General features: G+C 63.7%; 19 protein-coding genes and 1 pseudogene. 16 read left to right on the top strand and 4 right to left on the bottom strand.

Annotated features, from left to right (window positions below; genetic code table 11):
• Positions 1-18 precede the first annotated feature (18 nt).
• The 15 genes and pseudogenes from CAL29_RS18095 (at position 19) to CAL29_RS18025 (ending at position 13,714) form a co-directional block, all read left to right on the top strand.
• Positions 19-963 (top strand): LysR family transcriptional regulator, encoded by a 945-nt coding sequence (locus CAL29_RS18095; RefSeq protein ID WP_094854458.1) that lies wholly within the window; start codon positions 19-21, stop codon positions 961-963.
• A pseudogene (locus tag CAL29_RS32055) lies at positions 960-1,205 on the top strand (entry exclusion lipoprotein TrbK). Before CAL29_RS18095 ends, CAL29_RS32055 begins: the two are co-directional and overlap by 4 nt.
• A gap of 231 nt (positions 1,206-1,436) precedes the next feature.
• Positions 1,437-3,437, top strand: a complete 2,001-nt coding sequence (locus CAL29_RS18085) for a conjugal transfer protein TraG (RefSeq protein WP_094854457.1) — start codon at positions 1,437-1,439, stop codon at positions 3,435-3,437.
• Positions 3,434-3,910 (top strand): CopG family transcriptional regulator, encoded by a 477-nt coding sequence (locus tag CAL29_RS18080; protein ID WP_094854456.1) that lies wholly within the window; start codon positions 3,434-3,436, stop codon positions 3,908-3,910. Before CAL29_RS18085 ends, CAL29_RS18080 begins: the two co-directional genes overlap by 4 nt.
• A complete protein-coding gene (gene trbB / locus CAL29_RS18075; RefSeq protein WP_094854455.1) occupies positions 3,907-4,929 on the top strand; it encodes a P-type conjugative transfer ATPase TrbB in 1,023 nt (340 codons plus the stop codon). The genes CAL29_RS18080 and trbB overlap by 4 nt, the downstream gene beginning before the upstream one ends.
• Positions 4,926-5,309 carry a TrbC/VirB2 family protein gene (locus CAL29_RS18070; RefSeq protein ID WP_094854454.1) on the top strand — a complete coding sequence of 128 codons (384 nt, stop codon included), beginning with the start codon at positions 4,926-4,928 and terminating at the stop codon, positions 5,307-5,309. The genes trbB and CAL29_RS18070 overlap by 4 nt, the downstream gene beginning before the upstream one ends.
• Positions 5,306-5,575 (top strand): VirB3 family type IV secretion system protein, encoded by a 270-nt coding sequence (locus tag CAL29_RS18065; RefSeq protein ID WP_094854453.1) that lies wholly within the window; start codon positions 5,306-5,308, stop codon positions 5,573-5,575. The genes CAL29_RS18070 and CAL29_RS18065 overlap by 4 nt, the downstream gene beginning before the upstream one ends.
• Positions 5,576-5,596: 21 nt before the next feature.
• Positions 5,597-8,047, top strand: coding sequence for a conjugal transfer protein TrbE (gene trbE, locus CAL29_RS18060; RefSeq protein ID WP_094854452.1), 2,451 nt, complete (start codon positions 5,597-5,599; stop codon positions 8,045-8,047).
• The gene (gene trbJ, locus CAL29_RS18055) at positions 8,044-8,772 is read left to right on the top strand and encodes a P-type conjugative transfer protein TrbJ (protein WP_094854451.1); all 729 of its coding nucleotides are present in this window, start codon (positions 8,044-8,046) and stop codon (positions 8,770-8,772) included. The genes trbE and trbJ overlap by 4 nt, the downstream gene beginning before the upstream one ends.
• A gap of 11 nt (positions 8,773-8,783) precedes the next feature.
• Positions 8,784-9,080 (top strand): hypothetical protein, encoded by a 297-nt coding sequence (locus tag CAL29_RS18050; protein ID WP_094854450.1) that lies wholly within the window; start codon positions 8,784-8,786, stop codon positions 9,078-9,080.
• Positions 9,077-10,462, top strand: a complete 1,386-nt coding sequence (trbL, locus tag CAL29_RS18045; protein ID WP_094854449.1) for a P-type conjugative transfer protein TrbL — start codon at positions 9,077-9,079, stop codon at positions 10,460-10,462. Before CAL29_RS18050 ends, trbL begins: the two co-directional genes overlap by 4 nt.
• A gap of 24 nt (positions 10,463-10,486) precedes the next feature.
• Positions 10,487-11,191: a conjugal transfer protein TrbF gene (gene trbF, locus CAL29_RS18040; protein ID WP_094854448.1), complete on the top strand. Its 705-nt coding sequence runs from the start codon at positions 10,487-10,489 to the stop codon at positions 11,189-11,191.
• Positions 11,188-12,177 carry a P-type conjugative transfer protein TrbG gene (gene trbG / locus CAL29_RS18035; protein ID WP_094854447.1) on the top strand — a complete coding sequence of 330 codons (990 nt, stop codon included), beginning with the start codon at positions 11,188-11,190 and terminating at the stop codon, positions 12,175-12,177. Before trbF ends, trbG begins: the two co-directional genes overlap by 4 nt.
• A gap of 2 nt (positions 12,178-12,179) precedes the next feature.
• Entirely contained in the window at positions 12,180-13,466 is a 1,287-nt protein-coding gene (locus tag CAL29_RS18030) for a TrbI/VirB10 family protein (RefSeq protein ID WP_094854446.1), read from the top strand.
• Entirely contained in the window at positions 13,463-13,714 is a 252-nt protein-coding gene (locus CAL29_RS18025; RefSeq protein WP_094854445.1) for a DUF2274 domain-containing protein, read from the top strand. Before CAL29_RS18030 ends, CAL29_RS18025 begins: the two co-directional genes overlap by 4 nt.
• Positions 13,715-14,211: 497 nt before the next feature.
• Here CAL29_RS18025 and CAL29_RS18020 read toward each other — a convergent pair whose 3' ends face one another.
• The gene (locus CAL29_RS18020; protein ID WP_218831874.1) at positions 14,212-15,048 is read right to left on the bottom strand and encodes an oxidoreductase; all 837 of its coding nucleotides are present in this window, start codon (positions 15,046-15,048) and stop codon (positions 14,212-14,214) included.
• Between the two features lie 188 nt (positions 15,049-15,236).
• Here CAL29_RS18020 and CAL29_RS18015 point away from each other — a divergent pair, with 188 nt between their 5' ends.
• Positions 15,237-16,115 carry an AraC family transcriptional regulator gene (locus tag CAL29_RS18015; RefSeq protein WP_094854443.1) on the top strand — a complete coding sequence of 293 codons (879 nt, stop codon included), beginning with the start codon at positions 15,237-15,239 and terminating at the stop codon, positions 16,113-16,115.
• Between the two features lie 68 nt (positions 16,116-16,183).
• Here the strand turns inward: CAL29_RS18015 and CAL29_RS18010 are convergent, their stop codons facing one another.
• From CAL29_RS18010 to CAL29_RS18000, 3 genes are all read right to left on the bottom strand, one after another.
• Entirely contained in the window at positions 16,184-16,930 is a 747-nt protein-coding gene (locus CAL29_RS18010) for an SDR family oxidoreductase (RefSeq protein WP_094856732.1), read from the bottom strand.
• A gap of 9 nt (positions 16,931-16,939) precedes the next feature.
• Positions 16,940-17,203: a hypothetical protein gene (locus tag CAL29_RS32295; RefSeq protein WP_373559792.1), complete on the bottom strand. Its 264-nt coding sequence runs from the start codon at positions 17,201-17,203 to the stop codon at positions 16,940-16,942.
• A 360-nt stretch (positions 17,204-17,563) separates the two neighbouring features.
• Positions 17,564-18,475, bottom strand: coding sequence for an SDR family oxidoreductase (locus CAL29_RS18000; RefSeq protein WP_094854441.1), 912 nt, complete (start codon positions 18,473-18,475; stop codon positions 17,564-17,566).
• Positions 18,476-18,522: the final 47 nt, after the last annotated feature.

Genomic DNA, 18,522 nt, shown 5'->3' with positions numbered 1-18,522 from the left:
TTATCAGGGCGGTCAGCTATGGAATTACGTCATTTGCGTTGCTTTCTGGCTGTAGCACAAGAACTCCACTTTGCCCGCGCTGCCGAGCGGCTACACATCGAACAATCTCCGTTGTCGCGCACCATCAGGGAGTTGGAAGATGACCTCGGTGAAAAATTGTTCGTCCGCACCAGCCGAAGCACACGATTGACGCCGGCGGGGAAGTTGTTTTTTGAGCATGTGCCTCGCGTTTTCACAGCCTTGCAGCAAGCCCGCGACAGTGTGATAGCAGCGGCCAACGGCTTCCAGGGGCAGTTGCGCATTGCATTGTCCGACGGCATCACACCGTCGCGCCTGCCGGCCTTATTGGCAATGTGCCGGCAGGAGGAACCCGAGGTAGATATTCGGCTGTTCCAGGTGCCGCTATCGCAGCAGATAAAAGGGCTGCAGGGCGATCTGTACGACGTAGGCTTCGCACAGTCGGATGAAGTGGGCGAAGGCGTGGTTGCAGAAGCTGTATGGAGTGATCCGTTGATGGTGGCAGTGCCCACCCGGCACCATCTGCTTAAGCACAAGCGCATCCCGCTGGACGAAGTTCTGCAATTCCCATTGGTGTTATGCGATCCATTGACGTGCGAAGGTCACGCGCGGCAAATCGAACGTGTGCTTCGTCGCTCTGACAGGGAACCACTGATAGTTGAGCGCGTTGCTTCGTTGGAGCTGATGATGATCGTAGTGTCGGCCGGCTTCGCCCTGGGGCTGGCCGGCGGCCCGCACATCACGGCAAGTCGGGAGTCTGGCGTAGTAGCCCGTCCCTTGGCCGCACGTTCGCCAATGCTGACGACCTACCTGCTGCGGCGCGAAGGCGAAGTTTCGGAAGTGCTGTCCCGGTTCATCGAGCGGGTGCAGCTCATCGACTTGCCCGAAGGCACAAGGCCCGCTCTGCCGCCCGAACCTGATCCCCCAGAGGAAATCGAGCTATGAAGAAATCTCTCTCGCTCCTGCTGGCCCTGCTGCTGACTGCTTGCGGCCCATCGGAGAGACCCAAGCGGGCCAGCGTGGATGAACTGGCTGCCGATCCGGTACAGCTGCGATAGCAATGCAAGACCGACCGCTCGACGCTTGGTGACGTGCTTTGCAATCGAGTCGCTGAAGCCACGCGCAAGCGATTCTATGGCGACGGAGAGACGCCCTACACGCCATCGGAGACAACACCGAAGTTCTGATCGCCAATCCTTCGCAGAAAATCGCATTATTTTGCAAACACGCCGCAGCGCGCCCACGCTCGCGGCATTTTTATTGGTTTCTTCGCAGCCTGAAACCTGTTTTTTTCCGTCATCCTGCTTTCGATAACAGTCTTTGACCGGTACTGATCCAGAAATGATCCTTGCTATACGGCACGTCATTGTGCCGCTTTGGGGCAAGAAATCAGTGCAGGGGAAATCGGAGGCCAGTCAATGCAAGCTCAGGGCGTGCTGTTCTGGCAGATCGCCGCCGTTTTTGGCATCGTGATCGTTGGTGTGTGGGTCGCCACACAATGGACAGCCGCTGCCCTGGGGTATCAGCTACGCCTTGGCTCGCCGTGGTTCGACTTTCTCGATACGCCGGTCTATCACCCGTGGCGACTGTTCGAGTGGTGGTTCCTGTTCGATGGCTATGCGCCGCACATCTTCAGCATAGGTGGTGCCATCGCGGGCAGCGGTGGTCTGGTTGCCGCGCTGGTCGCCATCGCCATGTCGGTGTGGCGCTCGCGGCAATCGAAGCTCGTCACGACATACGGCTCGGCACGCTGGGCCGAAGCCGCCGATATACACAAGGCCGGACTCGACCAGCCCGCCGGCGTGTTCCTCGGCCTGCATCACGGGCAGTACCTGCGCCATGAAGGCCCGGAACACGTCCTGACCTTCGCGCCGACGCGCTCCGGCAAAGGCGTCGGCCTCGTGGTGCCGACGCTGTTGAGCTGGCCGGCATCCGCCGTCATCCACGACATCAAGGGCGAGAACTGGAGCATCACCGCCGGCTGGCGCTCGCGCTTCTCGCATTGCCTGCTGTTCAACCCGACCGATGCGAAATCGGCCGCGTACAATCCGCTGCTCGAAGTCCGACGCGGCGCGCATGAAGTGCGCGACGTGCAGAACATCGCGGACATCCTGGTCGATCCCGAAGGCGCCCTAGAACGCCGCAACCACTGGGAGAAAACCTCGCACGCGCTGCTGGTCGGCGCCATCCTGCATGTGCTGTACGCAGGCGAGGACAAGACGCTGCGCGGCGTCGCCAACTTCCTCAGTGATCCGGCTTGCCCGTTCGAGCTGACGCTGCACCGGATGATGACGACGCAGCACCTAGGCGACGCACCGCATCCAGTAGTCGCGTCCGCTGCGCGCGAGGTGTTGAACAAGTCGGACAACGAGCGGTCGGGCGTGTTGTCCACGGCCATGTCGTTCCTCGGCCTATACCGCGATCCCACGGTGGCCGAAGTCACCTCGCGCTGCGACTGGCGCATCGCCGACCTGATCGCATCCGAACATCCCGTTTCGCTGTACCTCGTTGTACCGCCATCCGATATTAGTCGCACCAAGCCGCTGGTGCGCCTGATCCTCAACCAGATCGGTCGGCGGCTGACCGAGTCGCTCGACGGCAGCGACGGCATCGCGCGCCGCCACAAGCTGCTGTTGATGCTCGACGAGTTCCCCGCGCTGGGTCGGCTCGATTTTTTCGAGACGGCGCTGGCGTTCATGGCCGGCTACGGCATCCGCAGCTTCCTGATCGCGCAGTCGCTCAACCAGATTGACAAGGCATATGGACAGAACCACTCCATCCTCGACAACTGCCATGTGCGCGTGACGTTCGCCACGAACGACGAACGCACGGCCAAGCGCATTTCCGAAACGCTTGGCACCGCGACCGAGCTGCGCGCGCAGCGCAACTACGCCGGCCACCGGCTCGCGCCGTGGCTCGGGCATCTGATGGTGTCGCGTCAGGAAACCGCGCGCCCGTTGCTAACGCCGGGCGAAGTGATGCAGCTCCCGCCCGACGATGCCGTGGTGATGGTGTCCAGTGTGGCACCGATCCGCGCGAAGAAGCTGCGCTACTACACCGACGCCAATTTCAAGCGGCGCGTACTGCCACCGCTCGCGCTCACCGCCGGGCGCTATGCCGACGTGCCGCCAGTTCGTCCCGACGACTGGAGCGCGCTGGCGATTCCCGCCATGCCGGCTACGCCAGCCGTTGCCGCCGACCTGTCGGGCACCGGCCCCGTCGATGACGGCGGCCCGCGCCGGCAGCCGGAACTCTCCGAGGTCGCCGAATATAGCCCCGAACCGCAGCCTGCTGGCAACGACCTGGCGCTGCTCGATGACGACGACCTGCCGTTGCCGCTTCCCCGCCAGCTCGACCCGGCCATGCAGCGCACGGCCCGGCTGGCGTCTCTCGACCAACAGGACGGGATCGAACTATGAGCCAGTACCGCCTCAACCTGTTCATTCCACACGGGCACGCCAAGCGCCTTGACGAGCTAGCCGCCAAGAAAGGCGTGTCCAAGTCATCCATCGTCGCAGCGGCGCTCACGTCCTGGCTGTCGCCTGATGCCGGCGACCAGCGCGAGGCCGCCATTGCCAAACGGCTCGACCGGCTCACGCGCCAGTTCGAGCGGCTGGAGCGCGACCAGAACATCGAGATCGAGACGCTGGCGCTGTTCGTCCGCTACTTCCTGACCGTCAGCACGCCGGTTCCCGAAGCACATCGGGACGCGGCACGCGCGCAGGGCAAGGTGCGTTTCGAGCAGTTCGTCGAACAACTCGGCCGTCATTTGATGCGCGGGCGCAGTCTCGTGCGCGACGTGGTGGACGAACTGAACCCGGACGCTGCGCGGCTCGACGATGCGGCGGCGCAGGCCGAAGCTCATGAACGTGATGCGGAGCGTGCCTCATGAGCGCCGTTCCCCAGTCCTTCGCCAGCACCTCGCTCGACCGGCGCATCCGCATGTTGCGCACGGCGATGGGGCCGGTCATCGCCGCCGAGCTCGAAGACCCGGACGTGGTGGAAATCATGCTCAACCCCGATCGCTCCCTGTGGGTCGATCGGCTGTCGTCCGGTCGCGCGCCGCTGGGCGTGGAGCTGTCCGAAGCCGATGGCGAACGCATCATCCGCCTGGTCGCCGCACACGTCGGTGCGGAAGTGCATCGCGGCCAGCCGCTGTTGACCGCCGAGCTGCCCGAAACCGGCGAACGCTTCGAGGGCATCCTGCCGCCAGCGTCTCCCGGCCCGGCGTTCGCGCTGCGCAAGCGCGCCGTGAGTGTGATCCCGCTCGATCGCTACGTCGCCGACGGCATGATGACCGACGCGCAGGCGGCGTTCCTGCGTAATGCCGTGCGCGAACGGCAGAACATCCTGATCGCGGGCGGCACCAGCACCGGCAAAACCACGCTCGCCAATGCCTTGCTCGCGGAAATCGCCGCCACGGGCGACCGCGTGCTGGTGCTCGAAGACACCATCGAACTGCAATGCACAGCGCGCGACCACGTACCGCTGCGCACGCGCGCAGGCGTCGTGTCGATGACCGAGCTGGTGCGCGCCACGATGCGCCTGCGGCCTGACCGCGTGATCGTCGGCGAAGTCCGTGGCGGCGAAGCACTGGATCTCATCAAGGTATGGGGCACGGGCCACCCCGGCGGCATTGCCACCATCCACGCCGGCTCCGCCGTCGGCGCACTGCTGCGCCTGGAACAACTGATTCTCGAAGTAGCCGTGAACCCGCCGCGCGCGCTGGTCGCCGAGGCGGTCAACGTCGTCATCCACATCGCCGGCCGCGGCCGCAAGCGCCGCATCGAGAGCATCGCCCGCGTCATCGGCTTCGACGGCGAGGGCTACCGCCTGGCTGATGCGCTGGAGCCGTCTCCGCATCCCGAGCTGCCTTTCCCGTCCCCCAACCACTCTGGAGAACTGTCATGACGCAGATGCACGTTGCTGCTTTCCGTTTTTCCGTAAAACCGGCTTCGGCTTTTATTCGCCTGCATCGTCTGGTTGCGCCAGCACGCCAGGGGCTGATGCTTGCCACCGTCATGCTGATGGCGGCCGGCACGGCGAAGGCGTCCGGTTCGTCGATGCCGTGGGAAACGCCGCTGCAATCCATCCTCGACTCGATCCAGGGGCCGGTCGCCAAGATCGTCGCGGTGCTCATCATCATTTCGACGGGCCTGGCGCTCGCCTTCGGCGACACGTCGGGCGGTTTTCGCAAGCTCATCCAGATCGTGTTCGGCTTGAGCATCGCGTTCGCGGCGTCCTCGTTCTTCCTGTCGTTCTTCAGCTTTTCCGGCGGGGCCGTCGTATGAGCACGGCCAACGACCTGCCTGGCTTCGAGGTGCCGCTGCATCGATCGCTCACCGAACCGATCCTGATGGGCGGTGCGCCGCGTACCGTGGCGATCGCCAACGGCACGCTGTCCGGTGCCGTGGGCCTCGGCCTGCAACTGTGGATTCCCGGAATCGCGCTATGGATCGTCGGCCATTCGCTCGCCGTGTGGGGTGCGCGCGTCGATCCGCAGTTCATGCAGGTGTTCGCCCGGCACTTGAAGCACAAGCCGCTGCTGGACGTGTGAGGCCAGAGGGAGACCATTCGCATGCTGAATCTCGTCGAATACCGCCAGCGTCCGGCCTTGCTTGCCGACTGGCTGCCGTGGGCCGGACTGGTCGCGCCGGGCGTCGTGCTGAACAAGGACGGCAGTTTCCAGCGTACGGCGCGCTTTCGCGGCCCCGACCTCGACAGCGCGACGCAAGGCGAGCTGGTCGCCACCACGGCCCGACTGAACAACGCGCTGCGCCGACTCGGCGCGGGTTGGGCGTTGTACGTCGAAGCCGAACGCCAGCCAGCGGCGGACTATCCGCACTCGGATTTCCCCGAGCCGCTGTCCTGGCTGGTAGACGAAGAACGCCGCGCGACCTTCGAGGAATCGGGCAACCACTTCGAGAGCGGCTATCACCTGACGCTTCAATACCTGCCGCCCGAGGAATCCCGTGCGCGTGCGGCCAAGCTGCTCTATGAGAATACGCTGACGGCCGGTGTGGACTGGCGCGAGCGCCTGACCGCGTTCGTCGCGGAAACTGCGCGCGTCTTCGATTTGCTCGACGGCGTGATGCCGGAAATCGACTGGCTCGATGACGCCGAAACGCTGACCTATCTGCACGCGACCGTCTCGACGCGGCGCTTCCGCGTCGGCGTGCCGGAAATACCGTTCCACCTCGACGCGCTGCTGGCCGACATGCCGCTGATCGGTGGCCACGCACCCATGCTCGGCGACCAGCACCTGCGCGTCGTGACCGTGCGTGGTTTCCCGACTTCGACCTGGCCGGGGATTCTCGACGACCTCAACCGGCTCGGCTTCGCCTATCGCTGGAGCACGCGCTTTATCTGCATGGACAAGTCGGAAGCCGAGAAGGAACTCGGCCGCCTGCGCCGGCAGTGGTTCGCCAAGCGCAAGAATGTCCTCGCGCTGTTGCGCGAAACGATCTTCCAGCAGGAAAGCCCGCTCGTCGATACCGACGCCAGCAACAAGTCGGCCGATGCGGACGCCGCAATGCAGGAACTCGGCAGCGATCAGGTCGCCTACGGCTTCGTCACGGCAACCGTGGCGGTGCTCGATGCCGAGGCCGATACGGCCGATGAGAAACTGCGCATGGTGGAGCGCGCGATTCAGGGCCGGGGTTTTGTGACGATTCCCGAAACCCTCAATTCGGTAGAGGCGTGGCTGTCGGCCGTGCCTGGCAATGCGTATGCGAACGTGCGCCAGCCCATCGTTTCGACGCTGAACCTCGCGCATCTGATGCCGGTGTCCGCCGTGTGGGCCGGGCCGGAGAAGAACGCACACCTCGACGGCCCGCCGTTGATCGTGACGCGCACCGAGGGCGCGACGCCGTTCCGGCTCGTCACGCACATCGGCGACGTGGGCCATACGCTGATCGCCGGCCCGACCGGCATGGGTAAATCCGTCCTGCTCGCCACGCTGGCGATGCAGTTCCGCCGCTATCCCGGTGCGCGCATCTTCGCCTTCGACATGGGCCGCTCGATGCGGGCAACGGTCCTGGGCCTGGGCGGTGAGCACTACGACCTTGGCGCGGACGGTTCGATCGCGTTCCAGCCGCTCGCGCGCATCGACCGCGAGGGCTACCGCACCTGGGCGGCTAAATGGGTCGAAGGCCGTCTGCTGCATGAAGGCATCACCGTCGGCCCGGACGAGAAAGCCGCCATCTGGTCGGCGCTCGGCAGCCTGGCTGGTGCGCCGCTCGAACAGCGCACGCTCACGGGCCTATCGGTGCTGCTGCAATCCAATGCGCTGCGCCAGGCGCTCGCGCCCTATGTGCTCGGCGGCGCACACGGCAGGCTGCTCGATGCCGACCACGACCGGCTCGGCGGGGCCGACGTGCAATGCTTCGAGATGGAAGAACTGATGCACAGCAAGGCTGCGGTGCTGGCTGTGCTCGGTTATCTGTTCGCGCGCTTCGACGAGCGGTTCGACGGTGCGCCGACGCTGCTGGTTCTCGACGAGTCCTGGCTGTTCCTCGATGACCCGGTATTCGCCGCACGCATCCGGCAGTGGCTGAAGACCCTGCGCAAGAAGAACGTCAGCGTGATCTTCGCCACGCAGTCGCTCGCCGACATCAAGGATTCGTCGATCGCACCCGCGATCATCGAGAGTTGCGCGAGCCGCATCTTCCTGCCAAATCCGCAGGCCACCGAGCCGCAGATTCGGACGATCTACGAGGGCTTCGGCCTCAACAGCCGGCAAATCGAGATTGTCGCCACCGCGCAGCCCAAGCGCGACTACTACTACCAGTCCACCGCTGGCAATCGCCTCTTCGATCTCGACCTGGGGCCGGTCACGCTCGCGTTCGCGGGCGCATCCACATCGCAAGACCAGCGCGACATCGACGGCGTGCTGGCCGATGCCGGCGTGCCGGGCTTTGCCGGCGCCTGGCTGCGCCATCGCGGCCTCGGCTGGGCGGCTGACTTATTGCCGTCCGCGCCATCCGCCGCGTCCTTCCTCGCTTCCCAATCGCTGGAGAACTCGCCATGAAGATCCGTCTTCTCGCTTTTGCTGTCGCAGCCTTCGTCGGCGTCATGCCGGCCGCGCACGCGCAATGGGCCGTCATCGACGCGACCAACCTCGTGCAGAACACGATGACCGCCACGCGCACGCTGGAACAGATCAACAACCAGGTCAGGCAACTTCAGAACCAGGCGCAGTCACTGATAAATCAGGGCCGCAATCTGGAGAGCCTGCCGTTCAACGTGGTCGGCCGGCTGCAATCGACGCTCGCCACTACGCAGCAGCTTATCGCGCAGGCGCAGGGGCTGGCGTTCCAGGTGCAGAGCATGGATCAGCAGTTCGCGCAGTTGTACCCACAGCAGTACGCCGCGACCGTGAGCGGCAACCAGATGTACCAAGACGCGCACCAGCGTTGGCAGAACACGCTCAACGGCTTGCAGACCGCGATGCAGATGCAGGCGCAGGTGTCGCAGAACGTGACCACTGACCAGGGCGTGCTGACCGATCTCGTCGGGCAAAGCCAGTCGGCGACCGGTGCGCTGCAAGCGCAGCAGGCGACGAACCAGCTCCTCGCGTTGCAGGCGAAGCAATCCATCCAGACGCAGCAGCTCCAGCTCACGCAGGGGCGTGCCGCGTCGCTGGAACTGGCGCGGCAGGCGGCGGCCGTCGAACAGGGCCGCGTTATTACGCAGCGGTTCCTCGGCACCGGCACGACGTACACGCCGGAGTCGGTGAGCTTCTACGGGAACTGACGGGTACGGCCATGACGCGCGCACCTGTCCTCATCGCCTTATGCCTGCTGGCCGGTTGTGATCGGCCGCAGGCGCTGTCGGTCGATGCGCTGGCCGCCGACCCGACGCGGCTGCACACGCTCGTCGCGCAATGCCGTCGCGGCGAACACGACGGCGCGTTCTGCTCGCAGGTGATGCAGGCAAACGTGCGGCGCTTCTTCTTCGGGCACGTCGGCCCGGACGAATACCAGACGCTGGCCGACCTGCCGCCGATTTCCGCCACGTTCGACGGGCCAGTGTCGGCTACGAGTGAAGGAGAAACGCCATGAACGACGTTTCGATCATCGACCATTTCCTCAACGTCTTTTCCACCTACATCGACAGCGGGTTCGGCCTGCTACATGGCGAAGTCGCTTTTCTGACCGCGACGCTGGTAGTGATCGATATGACGCTGGCCGGGCTGTATTGGGCGCTCGGCTACGCGACCGGTCAGGGCGAAGACGTGCTCGCCAAGCTGATCCGCAAGGTGCTCTATGTCGGTGCCTTCGCCTACATCATCGGCAACTTCAACTGGCTGGCCGGCATCGTGTTCCGTTCGTTCGCGGGCCTGGGTCTGAAGGCAACCGGCTCGGCCGTGAGCATGGAGACGTTCCTGCAACCGGGGCATCTAGCCAAGACCGGCATCGACGCCGCTGCGCCGATCCTCGACCAGATCAGTGCGATGGCGGGCTTCCCCGAAGTGTTCATCAACATCACGCCCATCGTCGTGATGTTCCTCGCGTGGTTCACCGTCATCGTCTGCTTTTTCGTGCTCGCGGTGCAGCTTTTCATCACGCTCATCGAATTCAAGCTGACCACGCTTGCCGGCTTCGTGCTGGTGCCGTTCGCGCTCTGGAACAAGACCGCGTTCCTCGCCGAAAAAGTGCTCGGCAATGTCGTGTCGGCCGGCATCAAGGTCTTGGTGCTGGCTGTCATCGTCGGTATTGGGACGGGCCTGTTCGCGCAGTTTCCGACCACGCCGGCCGAACCGTCCATCGACCACGCGCTGGTCGTGATGCTGGCCTCGCTCGCCATGCTCGCGCTCGGCATCTACGGGCCGGGCATTGCGACCGGCCTTGTGTCCGGTGCGCCGCAGCTCGGCGCGGGCGCAATGGCCGGCGCGGCATTGGGCGCGGCCGGCACCGCCGTTGCCATCGGTGCTGCCGCTACCGGCGTCGGTGGTGCCGTGGTTGCCGGTGCGCGCATGGCGCCAGCCGCCGCCAGTGCGCTCGGCAAGGGCGCGCGCATGGCCGCATCCACGGCGGGCAGTGCTGGCGCGGCATTTCAGGCCGGCTCCGCTGCTGCCGGAGGTGGCGCGAAAGGCACAGCAGCGGGCCTTGGCAACGTCGCCAAAACCGGGGCGCAGGCGGTCGGCCAGAAGGCCGCCGCCGGTGCGCGCTCATTCGGGCAACGTGCCGCCGCCGCATTCCGGCCGGATAGCGCCGGGCCGGAGGCTGGCGGCAGTGCTGCGTCGGGCGCTGCCGCATCCGGCCAGACCGCCGCCGACGATGCACCGACCAATCCCGCCGACCAGAAACAACCCACCTGGGCCAAGCGACTACATCGCCGCCAGCAGATCAGCCATGCCGCGAGTACGGCCGCATACACGCTGCGCGGTGGGGATGGCGGTGGCTCGGGGCAAGGCCCAAGCCTGGGTCAGCCCGACGAATGACGCGACTATTGAGGAGAACCTGCCATGCGATTCAAGCGACCCCAGGTGCGTTACGCCAGTACGCCGCAGCCTGCCACTCCGTACCAGTCCGCCGCGCAGGTATGGGACGGGCGCATCGGCTCGGCGCGCGTGCAGGCGAAGAACTGGCGCTTCATGGCCTTCGGCTGCCTCGCGCTCGCGTTGCTGATGGCGGGCGGCCTGGTCTGGCGCTCGGCGCAGTCCATCGTCACGCCCTACGTGGTTGAGGTGGACAAGACGGGCCAGGTGCGCGCTGTGGGAGAAGCCACCACACCGTACCGGCCGGCGGACGCGCAGATCGCGTTCTACCTTGCGCACTTCGTCACGCTGGTTCGCTCGTTGTCCATCGACCCCATCGTGGTGCGGCAGAACTGGCTCGACGCCTACGACTACACCACCGACAAGGGCGCGGCCGTGCTCAACGACTACGCGAGCAAGAACGATCCCTTCGCGCGTGTCGGCAAGGAAACCGTGACGGTGCAGATCACCAGCGTCACGCGCGCCAGCGACTCGTCTTTCAACGTGCGCTGGACGGAACAGCACTTCGTCAACGGCGCTGCCGCCGGCACCGAACGCTGGAACGCCGTGATTTCCACTGTCCTGCAAACCCCACGCACCGAGCAGCGCCTGCGCAAAAACCCACTCGGTATCTACGTCAACGGCCTGTCGTGGAGCCGTGAACTCGATGCGACCGAAGGAGCCAAGCCATGAACCTGCATTTCCGTATCTACGCTTTCGTGCTGATGCTCGCGGCCCTGGCAGGCTGCGCCTCGCCGGGCAAGCCGCCACCGCATATCTCGCTCGACGAACCGGTGCAGGCGCAACCGCAACCCGAGCCGCCCAAGCCCGTCGAAGTGGTAGAAGTGCCGAAGGTGCTGCCGATGCCGGCGCAGATGAAACCGCTGACCGATACGAGCGACGCGAAGCTGGCTCCGGAGCCAGCGGACGAAACCGCGCGCGTGTCGCGCGCCAATGCCGAAGCGCGCATGGCGCCCACGCGCGAGGGCTACATCAACGCAATCCAGGTATGGCCCTTCACGGACGGCGCGCTGTATCAGGTCTATACCGCGCCGGGGCGCGTCACCGTGGTTTCGCTCCAGCCCGGCGAGGAACTGGTGACGGTCGCGGCGGGCGACACCGTGCGCTGGATCGTCGGCGACACGTCCAGCGGTGCCGGCAACGATCTGCGCGTCAACGTGCTGGTCAAGCCGATCCGTTCCGGCCTCAAGACTAATCTGGTCATTACGACGAGCCGGCGCACCTACCTGATCGAGCTGACCTCGACGGAGAAGGCATGGATGGCGTCCGTGTCCTGGGAGTACCCGAAGGACCAGATACTGGCCTTGCAGCGGCAGGATCAGGCCGCACAGGCGGCAGCCCCCGTCGATACCGGCCTGTCGCTGGAGAAGATCCGCTTCCGTTACGCGATCAGCGGCAGCAATCCGCCGTGGAAGCCGCTGCGCGCCTTCGACGATGGCGAGAAGGTCTATATCCAGTTCCCGCCCGGCATCGCCCAGGGCGACCTGCCGCCGCTGTTCGTGATCGGCGCACAGGGCGACGGGCAACTTGTGAACTACCGTTTCCGTGCGCCGTACTACATCGTCGATCGGCTGTTCGGCGCGGCCGAACTGCGGCTGGGCGGTGACAAGGGCGACGTGGTGCGGATCGAACGCACGGACATCACGCGGGGGAACTGACCATGAGCCAGGACGAAACCCCAGACGTAGCCGGCGCCGCCCCGAAAGTCGCGCCGGAGAACGTGGCGCTGCGGGCGCAACCTCGCCCGGTGACGCGCCTCAACCGACGCACGCTGGCGATGCTGGCCGGTGGACTCGGCGTCGCCGTGCTGGGCGCAACGATGTGGTCGTTGCAGCCGAAGCATCCGCGCGGCAGTAACGATGCGACTGAGCTTTACAACGTGGATCGCGTATCGAAGTCGGAAGAACTCGATCAGCTACCGGCCGACTACTCGAAGCTGCCGCCGAAGCCCGCGGCCAACGTGCCGCCACTTGGGCCGCCGCTGCCGGGCGACCTCGGCCCGGCCATCGTGAACGCGCAGCCACCGTTGCCTCCCAACATACCGCCGGGTAACGATCCGGCGGCGGCCGCGCGTGATGCGATGCGCAAGGAGGCCGAAGACGCTGCGGGATCGTCGGTGTTCTTCCGTTCAAGCACTCAGCACGCCGCAGCGGCGCCCGCGCAGGCCGCGTCCTCCGTGCCGGCATCGGGCCTGGCCGGTTTCGACCCACAGGCCGCCGGCCCGGCTTCGACGGCTGCGCAGCCGGCCGATCCGACCGCCGTGCAGAACCGGCAAGACCAGAAAGAGGCGTTCCAGAAAGCCGGAACCACGGAAACCCGTAATTCCGGCAATCTGCAAATGCCGGCCTCGCCGTATCAGGTGATGGCGGGCACCGTGATTTCGGCGGCGTTAGTGACGGGCATCAAGTCCGATTTGCCGGGCGACGTGATCGGCACCGTGACGGCGTCGGTGTACGACACGGCGACGGGCCGCTACCTGCTGATCCCGCAAGGTTCGCGCATCCTTGGCAAATACAACAGCCAGGTCGCCTACGGGCAGAGCCGCGTGCAGATCGTGTGGAACCGCATCATCCTGCCGGACACGTCTTCGCTCACGCTGGACAATCTGGCCGGTGCTGATCCCGCTGGCTATGCCGGCCTGGAGGATAGCGTCGATTGGCACTGGGGACGCATCCTGGCAGGTGCGGCACTGTCCACCGTGCTGGGCGTTGGTTCCGAGCTGGCCGTCTCGAATCAGGGAAACGCCAATGGCAATACGGTTATCGCGTTGCGGGATAGCGCGCAGGACACGGCCAATCAGGTCGGCCAGGAATTTACGCGCCGTAATCTCAATATCCAGCCGACGTTGACCGAGCGGCCCGGCCTACCAGTCAGCATCATCGTCAACCGCGATCTGGTACTGCGGCCGTACCAACCGCTGTTCTTCAATCGGGGGACTTCGCCATGAGCACGACGCGCAAGCTGCGGCTGGGGCCGCTACCCAAGACCGAGAGCATCAAACTGACGTTCGCATGCCCGGCTGGCCTGAAGGCCGACCTCGACCGCTACGCGACGCTGCACGCGCAGACCTACGGCGAAGCGGTCGATGCCACGGTACTGATCCCTCATATGCTGGAGGCGTTCATGGCGGGGGATCGGGGGTTCAGGCGGGGCATGGGAGAAGACCACCGACCATCTTCCCGCGCTGCTACGTAAAAGGGGAGAGCGTTTGGCTAACTATCGTTGTCGTACTTAGACCGCGACTAATGTAAAAATATCAAATTGATTTGTGATTGGAAAATTTGTCAAAGGCGTATGACGATATCCTGCCTAATGTGCGGCTTTTCCATGCATTGCCGATCGCCGTCGGTGGGGGCGCATTCCAGTCGTCATGCTCGCGGGTGATGCGATTACCTAATGTCGGCGTTCTCGGGCGAAGGTGCCAACCTCACGATCTTGGACAGTGCCGAACTGAGCTTGGCACTTGCACTATCATCCCGGCGCATCGAGGTGGCGCCGCGTATTAGCGCGGGTTGACCGAATCCCGCACATCGGACGGGGGCTCGTGGAGCCATCCGTACCCACCGCTTGCTGTGGCTGATTGTGCGTCTTCTGTCATGTCTCCTTGCGGGATAGGCGGCAATCCTCCATCGCACCGCGGTTGGGCCAAACCATCGACGCAAAACGGGAGCACCCTCCCGGCCAAGATGACATCAGTCGGTGAAGTCGGTACTGGTCGTGACGGTTTTCCAGGCATCGAATCCCTTTCGCAAGAAGGCGAGCCGCTCAACGGCAAGGTCGTAAGCGTCGGTGCCCAACAAAAGGCGCAAGGGAGGTTCCGGAGCGTCGACAGCCTTGATGATGGCCGCTGCACCACGAGCGGGATCTCCTGGCTGTTTGCCGGACGACTCGGCAAGCGATTTCCTGCGCACGCCGATCGTCGTTGAATAGTCAGCAATAGTATTTGCGGACATTACCATCGATCGCCCGGCCCAGTCGGTGCGGAAACGTCCGGGCTCGACGATAGTGACTTTGACGCCGAAGGGTGCCAGCTCCAATGCCAGCGATTCGGAGAAGGCCTCGACGGCAAACTTGGTAGCGTTGTAATAGCCTACTCCGGGAAAGACCATCAATCCGCCGATCGACGAGAAGTTGACGATATGTCCAGTCCTCCGTGCACGCATAGACGGCAGGACGCGTTTTGTCAGGGAAATCAGTCCAAAGAGGTTGGTTTCGAATTGCCGCCGGATTTCATCTTCTTCGCCTTCTTCGATCGCAGCGAAGTAGCCGTAGCCGGCGTTGTTCACAAGGACATCGACGTCACCGAATCGATGATTCGCAGCCATCAGCGCGCTATCCATCGAAGCGCCGTCGGTAACATCAAGGGGAACCAATAACGCATGGGATGCATGTTCTCTGGCAAGCTCTTCGAGTTTGGCAACATTGCGCGCAGTCATGACGACACGCTCTCCACGATTTAGAGCTTGAACTGCCAACTCCCGGCCAAAACCTGTAGAACACCCCGTGATTAGCCAGGTTTTGCTTGTCATGTTTTCTCCCATTCAATAACAGTGTTGGATATGTCGCAGCGGCTCAAACCTGAAGCCAGGGGTTATTGTCTTTGAGCAGAACAATGATTGCTATAACGATGCTGCCAAGGATTTGCATGATCCTGCCATGCCAAATGTGTGATAATCACTTGGAGCAAGTGCTCAAGGACTTGATATAGTTTTTTGCGATGAACGACCAACTCTGTCGGATGTGCGAGGTTGTCGAACGCCACTGTGTCGGTGAGCGTCTGGAGACCGAGGTCGAGGGATTGACGCTCTTCCGCATGACGACCAGTGTTCATCCAGCCCATATCGTCTACAAGCCACGAATCTGCATTGTCTTGCGTGGCGCCAAAACCGTTGGCCTTGCTCAGGTCAATTTCGATGTGGACGCCACCAAGTTCTTGTTCGTGACCATGGATGTTCCGGTGTCTTCGAGGGTTCACGCCGCGCCTGACGGTAAGACGCATATTGGCCTGATCCTGGATCTGGACCGTGTGTTGGCCGATCATGTGCTGCAACGGCTCTCATTCAATACGGGCCCATCCTTGATCCCGGCTGCCGTTATGGCTACGAGCATGAGGCCGCCGCTTCTGGCAACGATGGAAAGGCTGCTGCAACTCCTTGACGATCCGCCGGGGATCGAATTCTTGCGGCCATTAATCTTACAGGAGTTCTATTATCACTTGACTCTAAGCGGCCTGGGTCAGGCGTTGATGCAATATGTTGCGAGCGAGTCGCACCTGTCGCAAATCAATAAAGCGATATCTTGGATCAAGAAGCATTATCAGGAGCCTCTGAAGGTGAATGACCTTGCCGATATAGCTGGAATGAGCGCGACGTCCTTTCATAGGCATTTTAAGGCCGTGGCTTTCATGACCCCCATCCAATATCGGAAAGAAATTCGATTGCAAGAGGCTCGGCGCGCGATGTTGACGGAAGGGATGCCCGCCGGTGTGGCGGCGTTGGAGGTCGGTTACAGCAACCAGTCTCAATTCAGCCGTGAATATAAGCAGAAATATGGTGTTCCGCCCGGTGCTGACGTGACTCGACGCCATCAGGTCTGATAATTGCCCTACGCTGGCGGATTTACAACTCCGCCCCGGTGCCAGTTGGTGACCAGGCCGAGGTAGGGTCAGCACTTGCCATTGATCACCTTAAGGACTTGGTCGTATTCACCCCGCCGTTCGGCAAAACGCTGGAACTTTACGTTCTCCACAAGGATTTCGCACGCATCGGGCTGACTCTCCAGCAGAGCGATCGTCGCATCGGCGAACTCGTCTAGCGGCATCGCGCGCGGATTCTTGTCGTTGTTCATCAGCGACGTGCGCACGGCCGGCGGAACCAGTTCGATTACTTGGACCGAGGTATCGGCCAGTTGCACGCGAACCGCTTCAGAGAGCATGTGGATTGCCGCCTTGGTGGCGCAATAGGTCGGGGTGGCTGCCAGTGGCACTGAGGCCAGGCCAGAGGAGACAGTGATGACCGCCGCGTCAGGCTGGCTCTGCAGCTGTTTCATGCAGGCCGCGATCAATCGGATCGGCCCTAGCAGGTTGGTCTGCACGGTGTCTTCGGCGACCTGCAGGAAGCCTTCGGCCGTGTGCCAGTCCTCCGGGACCATGATGCCGGCCATGGCCAGCAAGACGTTGAGCTTGGGATGGTCTGCGATTACCTGTGCGGTGGCGCTCTGAATGCTCCGCGGATCGGTCACGTCGATCTGCACGGTGTCAAGGTGGTGCTCGGTTCCCAGGCGTTCGAGGACATCGGCGCGACGTCCGCCGACGATGACGGTATTGCCGTGCGCTTTCAGACGCAGGGCCAAGGCCAGGCCAATCCCGCTCGTTGCCCCCGGGATGAAGATAGTGTTGTCAGAGATTTTCATGGGGATCATTCAGCCTTGTTGATGATCAGGAGTTGGTCGAAGGGCATGTGGGTCATGGCCTGGTGGATGTGGCGCTCGGTGAGCTCGATTCGATCTCCTGCCCACATACAGCAGGGTGCCGTGGCGGCGCGCGCGCACGTGAGATGGGACCGCGCGATTGACTCGCTGGGCACCGAGCACGTTGACGTCGAACAGGTGTGCGATGTCAGCCGCGGTGAAGGCTTCGACATAGCCGATGACCAGGTGTCCGGCGTTGTGAACGACGACATCCAACAACCCAGCCTGCGCCAGGATGGCCGCGACGGCATCGCGCGCCGGATTGCTTGGACTGGACGCCTAGAACGATGGTCCGCGCAGAGAGAAGTCCTCGGCGATGGCCATTCGAGGTATCGCTTCGGCGGGCTCGGTATTGCCGTGACGCATGCTGGTGTAGACGGAATGTCCAACGTGGGCGAGCGCGCGGGCGGGCGGCCAGATTGCGATGCCGGTTCGGCACCGATGTTCAGGAAAGTGGACATCATGCCTCTTTTGTTGCAATCGCCGGGGGGTATGAGCCGACGGAAGATCTTTCCATCTTTCTCAGTCTGTCGCCGGCGCCTTCGGGGTCAATAGACCGCAGTGGCGGGTCGGATCTCAGTTGGCATCCGGAGTCAGCGCAACGTCCGCTTCGATAGCAGAGATCAGCCCAGGGCGAGTTGGTTTCCAGCCGAGTGTCGCGCGGGTGATCCGACTCGAAGTGGGATTGTCAAGGCCGACGAAGGCGCTCAGGAAGCCGAACTGTCGCGGGGCATCTTCGGGCGCCACCGGAGCAGTCGGCACGCCAAGGCGGCGACCAATGGCCTCGGCAATCTGCCGCATGGGAATGCCTTCTTCGGCAACGGCGTGGACGCGAGTTCCGGCGCCAGCCGATTCCAGCGCCAGGCGATAGGCGATAGCGACATCGCGAGTGTCCGTGGATGGCCATCGGTTGCTGCCATCGCCCAGGTAGCCTGCCTTGCCGGTGGCGCGGGCGATATCAATCAAGCCTGAGACGAACCCATAGCGACCGTCGTGGTGCACCGCAGGCGGCAGTCTTACCACGGAAGATCGCACTTCTTGCTGGGCCAGAGCGATGACAGTGTTTTCCGCTTCGATGCGTGGGCCGCCGGGCAAGGTGACGGTTTCGGTCAGCAGGCCGGAGAAGCCGGCGATGGCGATGCCACCGGTGGCGCAGGTGCCTACAAACGGCTTGCCCGAGCCTGCCAGGGCTTGGCCGATGGCATGAATCGCTTCCAGATCTGCGGCGACGGCAGCCTGCAGGTTTCCCCTGCCTTGTTGCTCGTGGTCGAATGCCAAGTGGATGACGCCGTCGGCTTCGCGGGCGGCCGCGGCCAGGACGGCCACGTCGGCCAGGTCGCCGCGATGGACGTCAGCGCCCAAGGCCTGAATGGCCGCCGTGGCGCGATCCGAGCGAGCCAGGCCGACCACCGTATGGCCCGCTGAAATGAGCTCTGGAATGACGGCGGACGCGATATGTCCGGACGCACCGGTGATGAAGATACGCATGGCTGGAACTCCTTCGGCCTTGCCCAGCGCAAGGCTGACTTGATGAC

It is taken from the genome of Bordetella genomosp. 10 (genome assembly GCF_002261225.1).
Lineage (GTDB): Bacteria > Pseudomonadota > Gammaproteobacteria > Burkholderiales > Burkholderiaceae_B > Bordetella_C.
This window is presented reverse-complemented; position numbering and strand designations above follow the sequence as displayed.